The 19,880-nt window shown below is 70.9% G+C and carries 17 protein-coding genes; 6 read left to right on the top strand and 11 right to left on the bottom strand.

Translation table 11 applies throughout. From position 1 onward, the window contains the following. Positions 1-29: 29 nt before the first annotated feature. The gene (locus ACXYMW_RS09315; protein WP_459035042.1) at positions 30-515 is read right to left on the bottom strand and encodes an Lrp/AsnC family transcriptional regulator; all 486 of its coding nucleotides are present in this window, start codon (positions 513-515) and stop codon (positions 30-32) included. Positions 516-743: 228 nt separating this feature from the next. Between ACXYMW_RS09315 and ACXYMW_RS09310 the strand changes: the two genes are divergently transcribed. The 3 genes from ACXYMW_RS09310 (at position 744) to ACXYMW_RS09300 (ending at position 2,993) form a co-directional block, all read left to right on the top strand. After that, on the top strand, positions 744-2,069 hold the full coding sequence (locus tag ACXYMW_RS09310; RefSeq protein WP_459035041.1) for an NAD(P)/FAD-dependent oxidoreductase: 1,326 nt from the start codon (positions 744-746) through the stop codon (positions 2,067-2,069). A 146-nt stretch (positions 2,070-2,215) separates the two neighbouring features. After that, the gene (locus ACXYMW_RS09305) at positions 2,216-2,476 is read left to right on the top strand and encodes a heavy-metal-associated domain-containing protein (RefSeq protein WP_459035040.1); all 261 of its coding nucleotides are present in this window, start codon (positions 2,216-2,218) and stop codon (positions 2,474-2,476) included. Positions 2,477-2,501: 25 nt separating this feature from the next. Then, the gene (locus ACXYMW_RS09300) at positions 2,502-2,993 is read left to right on the top strand and encodes an Lrp/AsnC family transcriptional regulator (RefSeq protein WP_459035039.1); all 492 of its coding nucleotides are present in this window, start codon (positions 2,502-2,504) and stop codon (positions 2,991-2,993) included. A 12-nt stretch (positions 2,994-3,005) separates the two neighbouring features. On the opposite strand, the gene ACXYMW_RS09295 is transcribed toward ACXYMW_RS09300, so the two are convergent. The 8 genes from ACXYMW_RS09295 to ACXYMW_RS09260 all read right to left on the bottom strand — a co-directional run bounded on the left by ACXYMW_RS09295 (position 3,006) and on the right by ACXYMW_RS09260 (position 12,022). Continuing rightward, positions 3,006-3,893, bottom strand: coding sequence for a GNAT family N-acetyltransferase (locus ACXYMW_RS09295; protein ID WP_459035038.1), 888 nt, complete (start codon positions 3,891-3,893; stop codon positions 3,006-3,008). Positions 3,894-3,984: 91 nt separating this feature from the next. Further along, the gene (locus ACXYMW_RS09290; RefSeq protein ID WP_459035037.1) at positions 3,985-5,136 is read right to left on the bottom strand and encodes a cation diffusion facilitator family transporter; all 1,152 of its coding nucleotides are present in this window, start codon (positions 5,134-5,136) and stop codon (positions 3,985-3,987) included. Positions 5,137-5,160: 24 nt separating this feature from the next. After that, positions 5,161-6,312, bottom strand: coding sequence for an NAD(P)/FAD-dependent oxidoreductase (locus tag ACXYMW_RS09285; protein ID WP_459035036.1), 1,152 nt, complete (start codon positions 6,310-6,312; stop codon positions 5,161-5,163). A 64-nt stretch (positions 6,313-6,376) separates the two neighbouring features. Continuing rightward, on the bottom strand, positions 6,377-7,885 hold the full coding sequence (locus tag ACXYMW_RS09280; RefSeq protein ID WP_459035035.1) for an ABC transporter substrate-binding protein: 1,509 nt from the start codon (positions 7,883-7,885) through the stop codon (positions 6,377-6,379). A 115-nt stretch (positions 7,886-8,000) separates the two neighbouring features. Continuing rightward, positions 8,001-9,098 (bottom strand): oligopeptide/dipeptide ABC transporter ATP-binding protein, encoded by a 1,098-nt coding sequence (locus tag ACXYMW_RS09275; RefSeq protein WP_459035034.1) that lies wholly within the window; start codon positions 9,096-9,098, stop codon positions 8,001-8,003. Beyond that, positions 9,095-10,174, bottom strand: coding sequence for an ABC transporter ATP-binding protein (locus tag ACXYMW_RS09270; RefSeq protein ID WP_459035033.1), 1,080 nt, complete (start codon positions 10,172-10,174; stop codon positions 9,095-9,097). Before ACXYMW_RS09270 ends, ACXYMW_RS09275 begins: the two co-directional genes overlap by 4 nt. A gap of 17 nt (positions 10,175-10,191) precedes the next feature. Then, the gene (locus tag ACXYMW_RS09265; protein ID WP_459035032.1) at positions 10,192-11,058 is read right to left on the bottom strand and encodes an ABC transporter permease; all 867 of its coding nucleotides are present in this window, start codon (positions 11,056-11,058) and stop codon (positions 10,192-10,194) included. 22 nt (positions 11,059-11,080) lie between these two features. Further along, positions 11,081-12,022 (bottom strand): ABC transporter permease, encoded by a 942-nt coding sequence (locus ACXYMW_RS09260; RefSeq protein ID WP_459035031.1) that lies wholly within the window; start codon positions 12,020-12,022, stop codon positions 11,081-11,083. 380 nt (positions 12,023-12,402) lie between these two features. On the opposite strand from ACXYMW_RS09260, the gene ACXYMW_RS09255 reads away from it, so the two are divergent. After that, positions 12,403-13,638, top strand: a complete 1,236-nt coding sequence (locus ACXYMW_RS09255) for an MFS transporter (protein ID WP_459035030.1) — start codon at positions 12,403-12,405, stop codon at positions 13,636-13,638. Between the two features lie 215 nt (positions 13,639-13,853). Here the strand turns inward: ACXYMW_RS09255 and ACXYMW_RS09250 are convergent, their stop codons facing one another. After that, on the bottom strand, positions 13,854-14,546 hold the full coding sequence (locus ACXYMW_RS09250; RefSeq protein ID WP_459035029.1) for a GntR family transcriptional regulator: 693 nt from the start codon (positions 14,544-14,546) through the stop codon (positions 13,854-13,856). Then, complete coding sequence (locus tag ACXYMW_RS09245) at positions 14,543-17,458, bottom strand: FAD-binding and (Fe-S)-binding domain-containing protein (RefSeq protein ID WP_459035028.1); 2,916 nt, start codon at positions 17,456-17,458, stop codon at positions 14,543-14,545. The genes ACXYMW_RS09250 and ACXYMW_RS09245 overlap by 4 nt, the downstream gene beginning before the upstream one ends. 141 nt (positions 17,459-17,599) lie before the next feature. Between ACXYMW_RS09245 and ACXYMW_RS09240 the strand changes: the two genes are divergently transcribed. Both ACXYMW_RS09240 and ACXYMW_RS09235 read left to right on the top strand, forming a co-directional pair. Next, positions 17,600-18,787, top strand: a complete 1,188-nt coding sequence (locus tag ACXYMW_RS09240; protein WP_459035027.1) for a pyridoxal-phosphate-dependent aminotransferase family protein — start codon at positions 17,600-17,602, stop codon at positions 18,785-18,787. 148 nt (positions 18,788-18,935) lie between these two features. Continuing rightward, positions 18,936-19,880, top strand: coding sequence for a TRAP transporter substrate-binding protein (locus ACXYMW_RS09235; RefSeq protein ID WP_459035026.1), 945 nt, complete (start codon positions 18,936-18,938; stop codon positions 19,878-19,880).

Here is a 19,880-nt window from a genome sequence, read left to right as displayed (position 1 = left end):
GCCGGGGATTTAGACCCCGGCCGCGCCCCTCAGCCCTCGAAGAGCGCGTTCAGCGGCAGGTGCGACTTCTCGAAGGGCGACTTGATCACCACGTAGTTGAAGTACTTCTCGATGCCGACATCCTGGTCGACCAGGCCTTCCATGATCGTCTGGTATTCCTCGATCCCCGCCGTCACGAATTTCAGCAGGTAGTCGAAGCCGCCCGAGACGAGGTGGCATTCGATGCAGGCCTCGATGCGCTCCACCGCGTCCTGAAAGCGGGCGAAATCGGGCTGGCGGTGGTTGCGCAGCGTGACCTCGGTGAAGACGGTGAGCGTGTCGCCCAGCCGGGCAAGGTCGATCCGCGCCGCGTAGCCCTTGATGAAGCCGGCCTTCTGCAGCTTCTTCACCCGCATCAGGCAGGGGCTGGGCGACAACGCCACCAGATCGGCGAGCTCGACATTGGTGACGCGGCCGTTCTTCTGCAGTTCCGTCAGGATCTTCAGGTCGATCCGGTCGAGCCTCATCCCCGTCATCGCCAAAGCCCGTCACCCCCGTCCGCGGCGCGCCGGTTCCGGCGCCGGTGCCGCAGCGTTACCCGCAGGCGCGGCTTTGGCAAGGCGGGGCAGGACGGGGCCGGGCAATTCGCCAGATAACACCGCGCCCGCCCGCGCGGCGGCAGAAAATGCCGTGCGCCGCGCCTCTTCCGCAGCGCTCGGGCACGGGCATCGTTAGGCTGGCGGCCAGACGATCAGGAGATGACCATGCCCGCGCCGCTGATGACCGTGCCGTCCTCGACCGAGCTGCCCGCCGAGGCCGACGTGGTGGTGATCGGCGGCGGCGTGGTGGGCACCTGCGCGGCCTGGTTCCTCGCCAAGCGCGGACTCAGGGTGGCGCTGCTGGAGAAGGGCCGGATCGCCGCCGAGCAATCGTCCCGCAACTGGGGCTGGTGCCGCCAGCAGAACCGCGACGCGCGCGAACTGCCGATGGCGACCCGGAGCCTGGCGCTCTGGGAGGAGATCGCGCAGGATCTGGGGGTCGATCTGGGCTTCCGGCGCTGCGGGCTCCTCTACCTCTCCGACGACGACGCCGAGATCGAGGGCTGGGCCAGATGGTGCCGCTTCGCCGCGGGCGCGGGCGTGACCTCGCACGTGCTGGGCGCGGCGGAGGCGACGGAGCGTGGCGCCGCCACCGGCAAGCCCTGGCGCGGCGGGGTGTTCTCGCCCAGCGACGGCACCGCCGACCCGGCCCGCGCGGTGCCGCTGATCGCCGCCGGCCTGAGCGACCGCGGCGCCAGCGTGCACCAGTTCTGCGCCGCGCGCGGGATCGAGACCGAGGCCGGCGCGGTCTCCGGCGTCGTTACCGAACGCGGCACCATCCGGACCAAGCGCGTGGTGCTGGCCGGCGGCGTCTGGGCCTCGTCCTTCTGCCGGCAGATCGGCGTCAGCTTCCCACAATCGGCGGCGCGGTCGTCGATCCTGTCGGTGATGCCGGGGGCCGAGGGGCTGCCGCCGGCGCTGCATACCGGCGCGGTCTCGATCACCCGGCGGCTGAACGGCGCGCATACGCTGGCGGTCTCGGGGCTGGCGCGGCTCGATCCCACGGCTCAGACCCTGCGCTATGCCCGCCACTTCCTGCCGATGTACGCCAAGCGCTGGCGGCTGGTCACCCCGGGCGGGCTGGAAGGGCTGCTCTCGGGGCACGAGAGCCGGCGGAAATGGGCGCTCGACCGCGCCACGCCGATGGAGCGGCGGCGCGTGCTCGACCCGCGGCCCTCGGCCCGCGCGGTGGCGACGACGCTGGCCCGCGCCCGGCGGCTTTTGCCGGCGCTGACCGAGGTGCCGGTGCAGGCGAGCTGGGCGGGCTATATCGACTTCACCCCGGACGGCGTGCCGGTGATCGACGCCGAGGCCGGGCCGGAGGGCTTCGTGCTGGCCGCCGGGTTCTCCGGCCACGGCTTCGGCATCGGGCCGGGCGCGGGGGAGCTGATCGCCGAGCTGATCGCGGGCGAGACCCCGACGCTCGCTTGGCGGCAATATGCGCTGTCCCGCTTCGCCCGCAGCGCCCGCGGCAAGGTGGCGGAGTTCTGATCCCGCCGGGGGCCGATACCGTCGCCAAGGCCCTTGACCTTCCAGCGGCTGGAAGCCCCATCTTGGACATCAATCGGCCGGGCCGCGACCGACTCGGGTGCCCCGGCCGACCGACGATCTGGACCTCACAGCAAGGAAGCTCGACTATGTGCGGATGCAGCTGCAACTCCACGACCGACGCCACGGCGACCACCACCTCCACCGCGAGTGCCGGTGCGGCCGCCTTTACCGTGCCCGACATGACCTGCGGGCATTGCGAGAAGGCGGTGCGCGGGGCCTTCGACAAGGCGATGCCCGGCACGCAGGTGGAGATCGACCTCGCCGCGAAGCGGGTGGTGGTGCATGGCGATGCCGCCACCGCTCAGGGCGTGCTGAGCGAGGCCGGCTACACCCCCGAGCCCGCCTGACCGGCGGCGGCGCAAGCGCCACGCCATGAGCCTCACCAAGTTCGACCGCATCGACGTCAACATCCTGGTCGAGCTGCAGGGCAACGGCCGGATGACCAACGCGCAGCTGGCCGACGCGGTGGGGCTCTCGCCCTCGCCCTGTCTCCTGCGGGTCAAGCGCCTGCAGGAGGCGGGCTATATCGAGACCATCAATGCCAGGGTGAACCTGGCCAAGCTCGGCCCGACCGTGACGCTGTTCGTCGAGGTCACGCTGGACCGCCACCGGCGCGAGAACTTCACCCGCTTCGAGGCGGCGCTGGCGGCGGTGCCCGAGGTGATGGAATGCCACCTGATCTCGGGCGGCTACGATTACCTCGTGCGGATGGTGGTGCCGCGGCTGTCGGATTTCCAGCGCATCATGGAAGAGCTGTTCGACGGCGGCGCCGGGATCGCGCGCTATTTCAGCTACGTGGTGATGAAGAGCCCGATCCGGCGGGCGGAATACCCGATCCGGGCGCTCTTCGACGATCCGTCCTGAACGCCCGCGCCCTCAGCCCAGCGTATGCGCGGCGAGGCCGAAGATCTGCGCGCCCGCCATGGCGCGGCGGCTGGGGCCGATGCGCATCTCCGTCACCGTGTCGAAATCCCCCAGCCCCGCGGCGGCGAGGAAGGCGTTGAAGACGGTGTCGTCATGCGGCGTGTCGACCCGCAGGAAGCGGCCTTCATGCGCGGCGATGGTCGGCGCGATGAGCGCCTGCGCCATTTCCGGGGTCTCCGCGACGATCGGGCCGATGACCCGGCCGCGGCCGAAATTGCGGTCGAGCGCGAAGCCCACCGGCGTGCCGTCGCGCGTGGCGATCAGGCCCCGGCTGCGGCCGAGCAGCGCCTCGAGCACCGGTTGGCGGTCGGCGCCGAAGGCGGCGCGGTCGAGCGCCAGCACCGCGCCGCGGTCCGCCTCCGTCATCTCGCGCAGATCGACGCCCGCTTGCGGCGCGGGCCGGGTGATGCGGCGCGCCGTGCCCTGGTGCTGGTGCACCGTGGCGACCGGCACGAAGCCCGCGCTCTCGTAGAGGCGGTAGCCCTGGCGGGTGGCGTTGAGGCGCAGATCGCGGCCGGCGCATTCGGCCATGATGCGGTCGAGCAGCCAGCGGCCGACGCCGTTGGTCTGCAGCCGCGGATGGGTGATCATCATGCCCAGCATGGCGAAGTCGTCGCCCATCCGGAACACCATGCCGGAACCGAGGGCGCGGCCGATCTCGTCCATCGCGAGGTAGCCCTGTCCGAGCGACAGGAGCAGCTCCAGGTCGCGGGCGCGGTGCGGCCAGAACACGCTGATGGTGAGCTCGTGCATCAGCGGCAGGTCGTCGGGCGTCAGCGCCCGGGTGCTGGCCTCGAAGGCGTCGACGCGCCGGTTCTCGGCTTTGGCGGGCTGGGCCATGATCTCTCCTCCGGGGCGCGCGCGCCTGGGGTCGGGCGGCGCAGGGTCGCCGGATGCCCCGATTAGGCCGGGGCATCCGAGGTCGGTCAAGTCAGGCGGGGCTCAGGCGGCCGCCGGGGACAGGGGCGTGATCGTGGTCGTGCCCGTGATCGTGGTCGTGGCGGTGGCCGTGATCGGGATAATGCCCGTGCCCGTGCCCGTGGTCGTGGTGGTGGCCCGGCCCGGGATCCGCGGCGGCGCGTTCGGCGGGATCGAGGATGCAGACGCCGGGGCTGTGTTCCCAGTCGATCTCGACGGTGGAATGGCCGATCCCGAAGGCCTCGGTCAGCACCCGCTTGACCGCCGCGGTGGCGCCCGGCGCGTCGGTGTTGTCGGCGAGCTGCACTTCCATGGTGGCCGAGGGCTGGCCCGAGGTGATCGACCAGACATGCACGTGGTGGACGCCGACGACGCCCGGCACCCGGTCGATCAGGGTCTCGCGCATGTCGGAGACAGTGATGTTGCTGGGCGTGCCCTCCATCAGGATGTTGAGCGAGGCCTTGAGCAGGAACCAGGCGCTGCGCAGCACGATGGCCGAGAGCAGCACCGACAGGATCGGGTCGATCGGCGTCCAGCCGGTGAAGTAGATGGCGATGGCGGCGGCGATGGCGGCGACCGAGCCGAGCAGGTCGCCAAGCACGTGCACCATGGCGCCGCGGATGTTCACGTGGTCGCGGTCTCCCTGCATCAGCATGAAGAAGACGCCGCCGTTCACCGCCAGGCCGAGCACCGCGATCACCAGCATCGGCCCGGCGAGCACCGGCGCGGGGTTGATCAGCCGGTCGACCGCCTCCCAGGCGATCCAGGCCACCAGCAGGATCAGCGTCACGGCATTGACGAAGCCCGCGAGGATCTCGAAGCGCATGTAGCCGAAGGTGCGCTTGTCGTCGCGCGCGCGGCGGCCGAAGCGGAAGCCGGCCCAGGCCAGCGCCAGGGCCGCGGCGTCGGTCAGCATGTGCCCGGCATCGGCGATCAGCGCCAGCGAGCCCGAGAGCAGCCCGCCGACCAGCTCGGCCAGCATGAAGCCGAAGGTCAGCACGAAGCCGAGCAGCACGACCTTCTCGTTGTCGCGGCTGACCTCGGGGGCGTGGTGGTGATGGCCGCCCTCGCCGTGGCCGTGGCACGGGCCGTGCGCATGATCGTGGCCGTGCCCGTGCGCATGATCTTGGGAATGGCCGTGGGAGGGTCCGTGATCGTGGGGCATCTTCGGTCTTTCTGGCGTCAAGCCTCAGGCCGCGCGTCGGTCCGCGAAGCGGGACGGGCGGAAGGTCTGCAGGATGTCCTGCGGCGTGTCGTCGACGATCTCGCGCCGGATCAGGTCCCCGGCCCAGAGCGCCTGGGTGGCGCCGCTGTGCATCACCGCGGCGTAGAGGTCGGGGCAGGCGTCGAAGCGGCCCAGCACCGGGCGGCGATCCTCGGGGATCGGCCGCATGCCGACGCGGGCGGCCTCGATGGGCGTGCCCTCGGTGGCGGGGTAGAACGCGGCGAGGCGGGCGCGGAGGGTCTCGACCGCCGCCGGGTCGGGGGTCCAGGCAGCCGCGCTGTCGGCGCGGGCCGCGGCGTCGGTGTTCGCGTCGGGGATCAGCGTGCCGTCGAGGCCGTAATCGTGCAGGCAGATGCGGCCGGCGCCGTCGGGGCGCAGGTTCAGCTCGGGGCTGTGGATCACCCGGCCCAGCGTCACCGCCGCGGGCGCGGTATAGGCCTGGAAGCCGCGCTCGTTGGTCATCGGCAGGGCGCAGCCGGCGGCCGCGGCCAGCGCTTGGGAGCGCGCGCCGGCGGCCAGCACCACGGCATCGGCGGCGATCCTGTCGCCCATCTCGGTGAGCACCGCGGCGATGCGGTCGCCGCGGCGGTCGAAGCCGGTGACGCGCCGGCCAGCCCGCACCTCGGCGCCGTGGGCCCGCGCGTCCGCCAACAGCCGGGCGATCAGCGGCGCGCCGGTGATCCAGGCTTCCTCGGAAAAGAAGGCGGCCTCGGCGCGCGCCGCGACCGCGGGGGAGAGGTCGGGCTCCAGCGCCAGAAGCTCCGCGGTGGAGAGCCAGCGGGCGGGATAGTCGAAGGCCGCCAGCGCATCGATCATGCCCTGCACCCGCGCCGCCTGGTCCGAGTCGAAGCAGAGCCGCAGGTTGCCGCCGCGGTGATACCACGGCGCGGTGCCGCAGGCGGCGGCGAATTCGGCGTGGCGGCGCATGCCCTCGAGGTTCATCCGGGTATAGGCCTCGGGCGGCTTGTCGGCGGCGTTCAGCCACGACAGCGAGGCGGCGGAGGTGTCCCCGCCCAGCCGGTCGGCGGCCAGCACGGTGACGCGCGCGCCGGCGGCCGCGAGTTCTGCCGCCGCCGCCGCTCCGATCAGTCCCGCGCCGATGACGCATACCTGCATGTGCCTGCCTTTCCCTTTGCTGCGGAGGGGCGCCGGCCCGCAGCGGGGCCGGCGCCGGTCCGGATCACTCGACCGTCAGGTCGGTGTCGAACACCACGTAGTTCAGCGGATGCGGCGTGTAGCCCCCGACGCTCTTGGCCACCGCGTCGAACACCGTTTCGTTGACGATGTAGACCATCACCGCCTGGTCGTAGACGAACTGCGCGATCTCCGAATAGGCGGACATGCGGGCCGCGCTGTCGGTCTCGGCCGCGGCGGCTTTGATCATCTCGTCAAGCGCCGGGTCGCAGAACTTCGAGAGGTTGAAGCCGCCCTCGCAGGCATAGTCGGCCGAGAAGAAGCCGATCGGCTCCGGCACGTCGGTCAGGTAGCCGCGCGACATCAGTGCGAGGTCGAAATCGCCCGACATCAGATCCGGCTCCAGCGCGCCGTAATCGGCCATCCGCACGTTCACCGTGATGCCGAGCTGCGACAGCATCGCCTGCACGATCTGCGAGATGTCCTTGAGTTCGGTCTTGGAGGTGTAGGCCAGAAGCTCCAGTTCCAGTGTGGACGGGTCGACCCCGGCCTCCTCGAAAAGCGCCTTGGCCTCCTCGATATTGGCTTCGATGGCCGGCGCGTTGGCGGCCTCCCAGGGTTCTCCGTCGCGGAACGGGTCGCCCGCCGGCGGGGCGTAGCCCTCGTAGACCGCGGCAGAGATGCCGGCAGTGTCGATGGCGGCGCGCACGGCCCGGCGCACCGTTGGGTTGTCGAAGGGCGGTTTCGAGGTCTGCAGGATCAGCTCGAGGATGCGCGGCGCGGCGACCTCGGCGATCTCGATGCCGGCGGTGGAGGACAGCGTCGAGACCGTCGTCGGCGGCACCAGCCGGGCGATCTGCACCTCGCCGGTGCGCACCATGGTGGCGCGGGTATTGGCATCGGGGATGAAGCGGATCTGCCCGCCGGCGAGCGCCGCAGCGCCGCCCCAATAGGCGTCGAAGCGTTCCAGCGTGACCGATTGCTCGGTGTCCCACGCGGTGATCCGGAACGGCCCGGTGCAATGGTTCACCGGGTCGATCCCGCTGTCCGTATAGGCCGCGGGGGCGAGGATGGCGGTCGCCGGGGCCGCCATGCGGGCGGGCAGGTTGGCCTGCGGCTCCACCGTGGTGATGGCGACGGTCCGCGGCCCGGTGGCGGTGACCGAGGTCGCGACCTTGGGCGAGAAGGCGCGCGCCGGGATCGATGCCTCGAGGAGGTGGGTCAGGGCGCCGGCGGCGGCCTCGGCGGTCAGGGGCTCGCCGTTCTGGAAGGTGACGCCGTCGCGCAGGGTGAATTCCCAGGTCAGGTCGTCGACCTGGCGCCACTCGGTGGCCAGCGCGGGTTCGATGGCCACGCTGTTCGACACCCGCGTCAGGCCCTCGTAGCAGCCGGCGCGCGCGGCGATGTAGCTGTCGTCGGAATAGAGCGCCCAGTTCGCCTCGATGCCGACATTGTCGGCGAGCGTCAGGGTGGCGCCGTCTTGGGCTGCGGCCGCGGTGGCTGCCGCGGCGACAATCGCGCCGGCGCTGGCGGTCCGATACATGAAGGTCTTCATCGCGTGGCTCCCCGGTTGGTCTCTGCGGCGCGCTGCGCCGTGTGTTTTGTGCCAGTGGGTCAAGCCTGCCGGCCGGCGGCCCGAAGATTGTTCCGAAGCGCCCGGCGGGCGGCGGTCAGGATGCCGAATCCACCCCCCGCGCGGCAGTTTCTTCGGCTGCCTCCAGCCAGTAGCGGCAGCGCACGAAATGCCCCGGCTCGGTCTGTTTCAGGTAGGGGGCGTGGGTCGCGCAATCGCTCCGGGCATGCGGGCAGCGGGTGTGGAAGGTGCAGCCCGGCGGCGGCGACAGGGGGCTCGGCGGCTCGCCATCGAGCAGCCTGGCGGCGCCGTCGAGACCGTTCTGCTCCAGCATCGAGGCGGCGATCAGCGCGCGGGTATAGGGATGGCCCGGCCGCTCGAAAAGCTGGTCGCGGTCGGCGATCTCGACCAGCCGGCCCATGTACATCACCGCGATGCGGTTGCAGAGATAGCGCACCACCCGCAGATCGTGGCTGATCATCACCATGGTCAGCCCGCGGCGGCGGCGCAGCTCGCTCAGCAGGTTGAGGATCTGGGTGCGCATCGAGGCGTCGAGCGCCGAGGTCGGCTCGTCGCAGATCAGCAGTTTCGGCTCCAAGAGCAGCGCCCGGCCGATCACCACCCGTTGCAGCTGGCCGCCCGAGCATTGCCGCGGCAGCCGGTCGTAGAAACCGGCGTCAAGCCCGACCTCCTCGAGCATGGCGACGGTGCGGGCCCGGCGGTCGGCGGCGTCGCGGCCGATGCCGTGATGCGCCAGCGGCGCCGACATCGACATCCCGATGGTCATGCGCGGATCGAGCGCGGCATGCGGGTCCTGGAAGATCAGCTGCACCTCGGGGCGGCGGCGGCGCAGCGCCTCGCCCTTCGGCGCCAGCCAGTCCTGGCCGTCGATGGTGATCGCGCCCTCGGTGGCGGTGGCGAGCCGGGTGACCAGCTTGGCGAAGGTGCTCTTGCCGCAGCCGGATTCGCCGACGAGGCCCATCACCTCGCCAGGCTGCACGTTGAGCGAGACGCCGTCGAGCGACTTCACCACGCGGGCGCGGCCGAAGCCCGCCACCGGGTAATGCTTCACCAGCCCGTCGGCGACGAGGAAGGCCGAGTGCCGGCGCGAGACCTCGACATAGCGCGGGGCGTCGCGGCGTCGGCAGCCGTCGACGGCGGTGCTGGCATGGTCGCGGGGCAGGTCGTGCATCATGCGGGGGCTCCCGTGCGGGTCTGGCGTGCAGCAAGGCGGGGATCGGCGGCGCGGGTCTCGACGCTCTGGACGTGGCAGCGGGCGCGCCAGCCGGCCCCGACGCGGTCGAGCGCCGGTTCGCTGCCGGTGCAGGAGCGCTCCAGCTGGCTGCCGTGACGGTGCATCTCGGAGCAGCGCGGCGCGAAGCGGCAGCCGCCGGGGATGGCCAGCGCGCCGGCGGAGCTGCCGGGGATGCTGGTCAGCGTGCCATCGGCCTCAGGCTCGAGCAGCGAGCAGCGGATCAGCGCGCGGGTATAGGGATGCGCCGGGGCGGCCATGACCTCTGCGGTCGGCCCCTCCTCGACGATGCGGCCGGCATACATCACCGCGACGCGGTCGGCGAAGGCCTGCACGATCGACAGGTCGTGGGTGATCATCAGGATCGACAGGTCATGCGTCCGGCGCTGGTCCCGCAGGAGCCGCAGGATCTGCGCCTGCAAGGTGACGTCGAGTGCGGTGGTCGGCTCGTCGGCGATCAGCAGGCGGGGGGTGCCGGCCATGGCGCAGGCGATCATCACCCGCTGCGCCATGCCGCCCGACAATTCGTGCGAGAAGGCCCGCGCCCGCGCTTCCGGATCGGGAATGCCGACACCGCGCAGGAGGTCGACGACGCGGGCGAGGGCGCGGCGCCCGGTCAGGCCCTCCTTGCGGCGCAGAGGCTCGGCCACCTGCGCCGCGACCCGCGCGGTGGGGTCGAGCATGGTCTGCGGCTGCTGGAACAGCATCGACAGGTCGGTGCCGCGGCGCTGGGTCAGTTCGGCCTCGGAGGCGCCGACCAGTTCCTCGCCGCCCATGCGGATCGAGCCCGCGGTGATCTCGAGCCCGCTCGGCAGCAGCTGCGACAGCGCCAGCGCGGTGACGCTCTTGCCCGAGCCGCTCTCGCCGACGAGGGCCACGACCTCGCCCCGCCCGACGGTCAGATCGAGCCCGCGCACGACGTTCCTGTCGAGGCCGCGGATCCCGACCTCGAGTCCGCGCACCTCCAGAAGCGGTTCGGCGGCGGCGGTCTCGGGCGCTGGCTGGCGCTGCGTGGTCATTGGCTTGCCCTCCCTCATCAACTGCGGTCCTCGCCGGTCTCGCTGGTGTCGATCTCCATGCCGTGGCCGATCCAGGTCACCCCGAGCGCGGCCGCGAAGATCACCGCGCCGGGGGCGATCATCAGCAGCGGCGCGCGCTCCAGATAGGGCTGGGCATCGGCCAGCATCAGGCCCCAATCGGGGTTCGGGGGCTGCACGCCGAGGCCGAGATAGGACAGCCCGCCCACGGTGATCAGCTTGTGGCCGAAGCGCAGGAACGACACGGCGGCGATCGGGCGGATGCAGTTCGGCAGGATGTGCCGCAGCATGACGAAGCGCGGCCGCATGCCCAGCACCTCGGCGGCGCGGATGTATTCGCGGGCATTGACCTCGCGGGTCAGGCCGCGGGCGAGGCGGGCATAGGGGGTCCAGCCGATGATCGTCAGCGACACGATCAGGGTGGTCCAGCCGGGGCCGAAGATGCCGATCAAAAAGATCGCGATCACCACGTCGGGGATCGAGATCAGGAGGTCGACGGCGCGCATCGCGATCTCGTCGGCGAGCCCGCCGGCGCGCCCGGCGGCGACGCCGATGGCGGTGCCGAGGACCAGCGTGATGACCACGGTGATGGCCGAGATGGTGACGGTGAACTGGCCGCCGATCAGCAGCCGCGACAGCACGTCCCGGCCCAGATGGTCGGTGCCCAGCCAATGCGCCGCTGAGGGCCCTTCGAGCCGCGCCAGCAGGTCCTGTGCGCCGGCGTCGTAGGGGGCGATCCACGGTGCCAGCGCCAGCAGCAGGACCAGCAGGGTGACGATGGCGAGCCCGGCGCGGAAGGTCCAGTGCCGCGAGCGGGCAAAGCTCAGCGCCGCGGCGAGCCGGCCTGCGAGAGCGGGGCGGGGCATGGCGGGAAGGGTCGCGTGGGTCTCAGACATGGGCACCTCGCATCGCCGGGTTGATCAGGACGTAAAGGACGTCGGCGGCGGTGCTGATCAGGATCGCGAGCCCGACCATGGCCACGAAGGCGCCCTGCAAGAGCGGCACGTCGTTGTTGATCACCGCGTCGAAGAGCAGCCGGCCCATGCCGGGGATGGCGAAGATCACCTCGACCACCACCGACCCGCCGAGCAGCCCCGCGAACCACAGCGCGAAGAAGGTCACCACCGGCAGCGAGCCGTTGCGCAGCCCGTGCCGCATCACCGCCTGGTTGTAGCTCAGCCCGCGGGCCCGGGCGGCGGTGATGTAGGGCGCCTGCAGCACGTCGAGCATGGCGGCGCGGGTGATCTGGGTGAAATAGGCCATCGGCCGCAGCGACAGCGCCAGGGCCGGCAGGATCAGCGACGACCAGTCCTGCCAGCCGGCCGAGGGCAGCAGCCCGAGCCAGAGCGCGAAGACCAGGATGGAGACCGGCGCGAACCAGTATTCCGGCGTGGCCACCAGCGTCTGGATCAACAGCGTGGTGGCGCCGTCGAGGCGCCCGCCGGGCCGCATCGCCGCGGCGGTGCCCAGCGGCAGCGCCACCGCCAGCGCCCAGCCGAGCGCGGTCAGCGCCAGCGTCAGCGAGACGCCGAGGGCGCGGCCGATCTCCTGCGTCACCGGTTGGCGCGAGGCGAAGGAATAACCCAGATCGCCGGTCAGGGCATTGCCGAGCCAGGCGAGGTATTGCACGAAGAGCGGCCGGTCGAGGCCGAGCTCCGCGCGCAGCGCCGCCACCGCCGCCGGGTCGAGGTTGAAGTCCGAGGTCCGCGACAGAAGGATGGTGCGGGCCGGGTCGGCCTCGGTGGTCAGCGGCACGATGAAGGCCGCCATCGAGACCACCAGCAGCATGACGAGCAGGATCGCCAGGCGCTGAAGGACCGTTTTCCACATCTGCGTTCCCTCCTGTGGCCGAGACCGCCGCGGGGGCTGCGCCGCGGTCCGTGTCACCAGACTATGCGCCGGACCCGGGATCGAAGCGGCAAAATGCCGAACCGGGGCAAAGATACTGCGGAATCCGGCGCGCGGGGCCGAATTCTGTGCCGGCGGCGGGCGGGATCCGGGCCGTTCCGGCGCCCCGCGCGCGTTCCCGCGCTGCGGGCACGGTATTTCTTGCCGCAGGGCCCGGCATTTCGACAGATCCTGCCGTGCCGGCGCGCCGCCGGGCGGTGCGGCGGGGGGGCGCGCGGCCTACCGTGGCCCGGAGGTCCCGCCTGTCCGTGCGGGCCCGTCGCGCCCCCGCCCGCACAATGCCTGCCAGCACGGAGACCGGCATGCCGCCCCGCCCCGGATTGCCCCTCGGCCAGATCGCGCTCCTGATGCTGACGCAGACACTGGGCTGGGGCAGCTCGATCTCGTTGATCGGAGTGATCGCCACCCATGTGCGCGGCGATCTCGGCCTGTCGAACGCGGCGGTCTATGGCGGCACCACGGTGATGTTCCTGACCGGCGCGGTGGCGGCGCCGCTGGCGGGGCGGCTGGCCGACCGGATCGGCGGCCTACGGGTGCTGTGCCTGGGCACGCCGGTGCTGGCCGCGGCGCTCGTCGCGCTGTCGCTGGCCACCGGACCGCACGGCTATCTGGCGGCGTGGGTGCTGTTCGGCATCGGCATGCATCTCGGCCTCGCCACCGCCGCCTATAACGGCATCACGCAGGTCGCCGGGGCCGGAGCCTACCGCGCCATCGGGCTGCTGACGCTGGCCACCGGGCTCAGTTCCACGGTGTTCTGGCCGCTCTCCGAATGGCTGCTCACGGCGATGGACTGGCGCGCGCTCTGCCGGCTCTACGCCGCGGCGACGCTGGGGCTGGGCCTGCCGGTGCATCTGTGGCTTGCCCGGCGCCACGGCAGTGCCGCCGCCGCGGGGCAGCCGGCGCGCGCCCCGAGCCCCGCCCATGTCGCGCCCGAGGCCGCCGGCCGGGCCTTCGCGCTGCTGGCCGCGGTGCAGGTGCTGACGGCGTCGCTGGGCACCGCCATCGCCATCGTCGCCATCGATCTCTTCGTGGCGCTCGGCACGCCGCGCGACGCGGCAGTCTGGGCCGGGGCGCTGATGGGCCTCGCCTATCTGGCGAGCCGCGGCTGCGACGTGGCGCTCGGCGCCCGGCTTTCGCGCATGAAGCTGGCGCGCATCGTGCATGTGGCGCTGCCGCTCAGCCTCGCGCCGCTCATGGTCTGCGCGGTGCTGGGCCTGCCGGTGCCGGGCTGGCTCGCCGCGCTCTCGGCGGTGCTTTACGGGCTGCCGGCGGGGCTTCTGGGCATCCTGCGCCCGGCGCTGCCCTTCCACATCTTCGGCTCGTTCAATTACGGGCTGCGGCTCGGCCGGCTGGCACGCCCGACCGACCTGGCCAATGCGCTGGCGCCGGCCGCCTTCGCGGCGCTGATGACGCGCTCGGCCGAGGCGGTGCTCTGGGCCGGCGTGGCGATGGCGGGCCTCGCCTGCCTGGCGCTCCTGGCGCTGAGCCGGATGGTCTCGGAAGGCGCCGGCCACCGCCATTACGACAGCGTGGCCTGATCGCCGTCGCAGGGAAAGCGCGCCCCGGATTTGGCTTCGCGAACCCCGCACAAGCCGTTGGCAGCCCGATCCCAAAGGAAGAACGTCACTCTTCAGGGCTGGGCTTGAGGCGTTTACCGCCTCATCCGGCTGCCTTTCATCCCCGCCTGCATTCGGACGCCGAGGGACGGGACCTTGTTTCCTTGCTCTGGGAGCGCTCGGATCTGGGCGCCGCGTCAGCCGGGGCTGCGGCCGGCGATCACCGAGGCGAGCGTGGCCATCAGGTGATCGTGCAGCAGCGCGCCGAGCCGCGCCGCGTCGCGGGCGCGCAGCGCGCGGGCGATCTCGCGGTGTTCGTCGAGCGCGGTCTGCCAGCGCGCCTTCGACAGGTTCGCCTGGTAGCGGGCGCGGTAGATCCGGGTGGCGACGGTCGAATGCGTGCGCATCAGGGTCTGGTTGCGCCCGGCGGTCAGGATGAAGCTGTGGATGGCGTAGTTGAGCTGGAAATAGGCATGGCGGTCGCCGGCTTCTACGGTGCCGCGCAGCTGCTCGGTCATCTCCTCGATGCGGGCGATGTCCTCTTCGGTGGCGTTGCGCGCGGCGAATTCGCCGGCGAGCCGCTCCAGCGCGGCGAGCACCGGGAAGGCCTCCGCAAGCTCTGCCTCGGATTGCCGGCTGACGATGGCGCCGCGATTGGGAATGAGCTCGATCAGGCCCTCCGCGGCCAGCATCTTCATCGCCTCGCGCAGGGGCGTGCGCGAGACGCCGAATTCCTGCGTCAGGGCGACCTCGCGGACCTTCTCGCCCTCGGGCAGCTCGCCCTCGAGGATCTTGGCGCGCAGCGCCTCGGCCAGGCGCACGGCGAGGGCCGGGGCCGCGAAGGGCGCCGCCGCGCTGGCCAGCGGCGCCGGGCCCGGCTCGGCCGTCATGCGGGGGCCTCCGCGCTGGCGGCGTCGAGCACCTGCGCGATGTGCAGCGCCCGCCGGCCGGTGCCGTCGGCGATCTGGTGGCGGCAGGACGTGCCGTTGGCCACCATCAGCGCGTCGGCCTCGGCGGCGCGCACCGCCGGCAGCAGCGACAGCTCGCCCATCGCCAGCGACGTGTCGATGGTCTCGGCGTCGTAGCCGAAGGCCCCGGCCATGCCGCAGCACGAGGATTCGATGGTCTCGGGCCGGAGCCCGTCGACGAGGCCAAGCGCCGCGCCCATGTCGCCCATCACCCCCGCCGCCTTCTGGTGGCAATGGCCGTGCACATAGGCCTTCCCGGCGAGCGCCCTGGTGTCGAGCACCATGCGCCCGGCGCGGGTTTCGCGGGCGACGAACTCCTCGAAGAGCAGCGCGCTCTCGGCCAGCCGCCGTGTGTCGGCGCCGGGCAGCAGCGCCTTGAACTCGTCGCGCAGGGTCAGCAGGCAGGACGGCTCGAGCCCGACGATCGGCCGGCCGGCCTCGATATGCGGCAGGAGCGCGGCCAGCGTGCGCTTGGCCTCGTAGCGTGCCTCGTCGATCATCCCCGCGGCGAGATAGGTGCGGCCGCAACAGAGCGGGCGGCCCTTGAGCGGGCCGGCGGCGTGCACAGTGTAGCCGGCGCGGATCAGCACGTTCAGCGCGGCGCGCGGGATCTCGGGATCCATCCAGCGGTTGAAGGTGTCGGCGAAGAGCACGACCTCCTTGTCGCCGGCGCCCGTGGGCGCCGCGGCGATCTCGCGCTCGCGGAAGAAGTCGCCGCGGAACACCGGCAGCGACCGGCGCGCCGAGATGCCGGTGATGCGCTCGGCCAGCCGGGCCACCAGCGGCACCCGGTTGCGCAGGTGGAAGAGCGCGCGCAGCGCCACCGCGGTGCGGGCATAGCGCGGCATCGTCGCGATCAGCTTGTCTTTCAGCGAATAGCCCTGCTTGCGGCCGCGCTGGTAGAGCACCTCGGTCTTCATCTTGGCCATGTCGACGCCGGTCGGGCATTCGCGCTGGCAGGCCTTGCAGCCGACGCAGAGCTTCATCGTCTCGGCCATCTCGGGGCGCATCAGCGCGTCGGGGCCGAGCTTGCCCGACAGCGCCAGTCGCAGCGAATTGGCGCGGCCGCGGGTCACGTCCTTCTCGTTCCGGGTCACCCGGTAGGAGGGGCACATGGCGCCGCCCTTGAGCTTGCGGCAGGCGCCGTTGTTGTTGCACATCTCGATGGCGCCCTGGAACCCGCCCGAGGCGCCGGACCAGGCCGACCAGTCGAACCCGGTCTCGAGATCGGCGAAGCGGTAATCGGCCGGGTAGCGCAGCAGGCTGCGGTCGTCCATCTTCGGCGGCTCGACGATCTTGCCCGGGTTGAGCAGGCGGGTCGGGTCGAAGGTGTCCTTGACCTCGCCGAAGGCGCGCACCAGCCGGGGCCCGAACATCTTTTCATGGAATTCCGAGCGCACGATGCCGTCGCCGTGCTCGCCGGAATGCGAGCCCTTGTATTCGCGCACCATCTCGAAGGCTTCCTCGGCGATGGCGCGCATCGCCTTCACGTCCTTCTCGAGCCGCAGGTTCAGCACCGGGCGGACATGCAGGCAGCCCTCGGAGGCATGGGCGTACCAGGTGCCCTCGGTGCCGTGCTTGTGGAACACCGCGGTCAGCCGGTCGGTGTAGTCGGCCAGGTGTTCCAGCGGCACCGCCGCATCCTCGACGAAGGAGACCGGTTTGCCCTGATCCTTCATCGACATCATGATGTTGAGGCCGGATTTCCGCAGCTCGCCGATATCGCCGATGAGCTTGGCATCGGAGACCTCGACGACGCCGCCCTCGCGCTCGCCGCCGGCGCCGAAGGCGTAGCCGAGGCCCGCCATCGTGTCCTCGAGGTTGCGCATCTTCTCGCGGTTCTCGTCGGGCGAATCGGCGAATTCGACGAAGAGCAGCGCCGCCGGGTTGCCCTTCACGAAGGCCTCGAGCGTCGGCACGAAGATCGGGATCTGGCGCGCCAGGTCGAGCATCGTGCGGTCCACCAGTTCGACCTGGGTGGGGCCGAGCTTCACCAGGTGCTGCGCGGCCTCCATGGCGGCGCGGAAGGTCGGGAAGTGGCAGACGCCCTGCACGCGGTCCGCGGGGGGCAGGGGGGAGAGCTTGATCTCGATCGCGGTGGAGATGGCGAGCGTGCCCTCTGAGCCCACCAGCAGATGCGCAAGGTTGAGCGGCCGGCTGCCCGGCACCAGCGCGTCGAGATTGTAGCCGCCGACGCGGCGCTGCACCTTGGAGAACCGCGCGGCGATCTCCTCGGCCTCGCGGCTGCCGAGCGCGGAGAGCCGGGCCAGCATCTCTTCGGGGACGTGGTTCTCGGACCCGGGGCCGAAATCGAACGGCGTGCCGTCGGCCAGCAAGCCCTTGATCGAGATGACATTATCGCGCGTCGTGCCGTAGCGCAGCGAACGCGCGCCGCAGGAATTGTTGGCCGTCATCCCGCCGATCGTGGCGCGCGAGGCGGTGGAGACGTCGACCGGGAACCAAAGGCCGTGCGGCTTCAGCTGACGGTTGAGCTCGTCGAGCACGATCCCCGGCTGCACCAACGCCCGCCGGCCCGCCACGTCGAGCTCCAGGATGCCGGTCAGGTGGCGCGAGCAGTCGAGGATCAGGCCGCTGTTGATGGTCTGGCCGCATTGCGAGGTGCCGCCGCCGCGCATGGTCAGCGGCAGGCCGCTCTCGCGCGCCGCATCGAGCGCCAGCGCGATGTCCGAATCGCTGCGCGGGGTCGCCACCGCGGCCGGCATGATCTGGTAATGCGACGCGTCGGTGGCGTAGCGTCCGCGGGAGAAGTCGTCGAACATCACCTCGCCTTCGAGACCGGAGGCAAGGCGCGATCTGAGCCCCTGTGTGAGCATGAATCTGTCCCGAATTGCAGGTGAGCGGTAAATCATCCTTGACTTGAATAATGAATTCATAATCACATTCCGTCAATCCGCCACGGTGGGTCGGCAGCGCCGCACCCAGAAACGGACCGGAGCGGGCAAGGGGAGAGAGAGATGCCGGCTGGACGCCACTTTCTGCAAATTCCGGGACCGTCGAACACGCCGGACCGCATCCTGCGCGCGATGGACATGCCGGTCATGGACCACCGGGGGCCCGCCTTCGCCGCGGTCGGCAAGGCCGCGCTCGACGGCATGAAATGGGTCTTCGGCACCGAAGGCGACGTGGTCATCTACCCGGCCTCGGGCACCGGCGCCTGGGAGGCGGCGCTGGTCAACACGCTGTCGCCCGGCGACACCGTGCTGATGTACGAGACCGGCCATTTCGCCACCCTGTGGAAGGCGCTGGCCGAGCGGCTGGGCCTGAAGCCCGAATTCATCGAGGGCGACTGGCGCGGCGGTGCCGATCCCGAGCGGATCGAGGCGCGGCTGCGCGAGGACAAAAACCACGAGATCAAGGCGGTCTGCGTGGTCCACAACGAGACCTCGACCGGGTCGGTCTCGCCCATCGCCGACATCCGCAAGGCCATCGACGCCGCCGGCCACCCGGCGCTGTTCATGGTCGACACGATCTCGGGCCTGGCCTCGATCCCCTATGCGCATGACGATTGGGGCGTCGACGTCACCGTGACCGGGTCGCAGAAGGGCCTGATGCTGCCGCCGGGCCTGTCCTTCAACGCCCTCAGCGCCAAGGCGCTCGAGGCGTCGAAATCGGCGACGCTGCCGCGCTCCTACTGGGACTGGTCGGAGATGCTCGGCCCCAACAAGACCGGCTATTTCCCCTACACCCCGGCGACCAACATGCTCTACGGTCTCAACGAGGCCATCGAGATGCTGCGCGAGGAGGGGATGGAGAACGTCTTTGCCCGCCATGCCCGTCACGCCGCAGCGACGCGCGCCGCGGTCGAGGCCTGGGGGCTCGAGGTGCTCTGCGCCAACCCGGCGCAGTATTCCGGCGTGCTGACGGCGGTGATGATGCCCGAGGGGCATTCCGCCGACGCCTTCCGCCGGACCACCCTGGAGAATTACGACCTGTCGCTCGGCAACGGCCTGTCCAAGGTCGCGGACCGGGTCTTCCGCATCGGACATCTGGGCGATTTCAACGACCTGATGCTGATCGGCACGCTGGGCGGCGTGGAAATGGGTCTCGGGGATGCCGGCGTGCCGCACAGCAAGGGCGGCGTGCAGGCGGCGATGGAGGCGCTGTCTGCGGCCAAGGGAGGACAGAAGGCGGCCGCCGAGTAATTCGCGCAGGGCAGGAGACAAGCGCGCGGCAAGCGCGCGGGGAGCAGGCGTCGCGCGCTTCGGCGCGCGACGGTCACCAAAGAAGTCTTTGGATACGCTAAGGGAGGAGTACCAAGAGATGAAAAAGTATCTTGCAGGCGCGGCCGTCATGGCCCTCTGTGCCGGCCAGGCCATGGCGGCGGAGACGACCCTGAGATTCGGCCATGTCGGCAATCCGGGCTCGCTGTTCGAGGCTTCGGTCGACAATTTCGCGGCCTGCGTGAACGACGCCGGCGGCGATGCCGTCGAGGTCCAGACCTTCGGCTCGTCGCAGCTCGGCTCGGACCAGGAGCTGCTGCAGAAGCTGAAGCTGAACCAGGTCGCCTTCGCGCTGCCGTCCTCGGTGATGTCCTCGGTCGACGAGACCTTCGGCGTCTTCGAGATGCCCTACATCATCAAGGACCGCGACCACATGCGCCGCGTGCAGGGCGAGATGATGGAGGATTTCCAGGCCGCGGCCAACGAGAACGGCTACCACATCGTCGGTCTCGCCGAGAACGGCTTCCGCCACATCACCAACAACGTGCGCCCGATCAACGTGCCGGACGACCTGAAGGGCGTGAAGCTGCGCACCCCGAACGGCACCTGGCGGGTGAAGATGTTCCAGCAATACGGTGCCAACCCGACGCCGATGTCGTTCTCGGACGTGTTCACCGCGCTGCAGACCGGCGTGATCGACGGCCAGGAAAACCCCTACGCCCAGATTGCCTCGGCCAAGTTCCAGGAAGTGCAGGAATACCTCTCGATCACCGGCCACGTCTACACGCCGGCCTACATCCTGACCTCCAAGGGGCAGTGGGACGGCTGGCCGGACGAGGTCAAGACCATCCTGTCGGACTGCGCCGCCTCCAGCCAGGACTTCACCTACGAGAAGGCCGCCGAGCTCGAGACCGAGCTGCTGCAGGTCATCAAGGATGCCGGCGTCGAGGTGAACGAGGCCGACAAGGACGCCTTCATCGAAGCCTCCAAGCCGATCTACGATGCCTTCGCGGCCGAGGTCGAGGGCGGCGGCGAGATGATCGAGCAGGTGCTGGGACTCGGCGAGTCCAGCTGA

This window comes from Roseivivax sp. CAU 1761, from assembly GCF_054482755.1.
The sequence above is the reverse complement of the archived record's forward strand: the minus strand, read 5'-3'. Positions and strand labels throughout refer to the sequence as shown.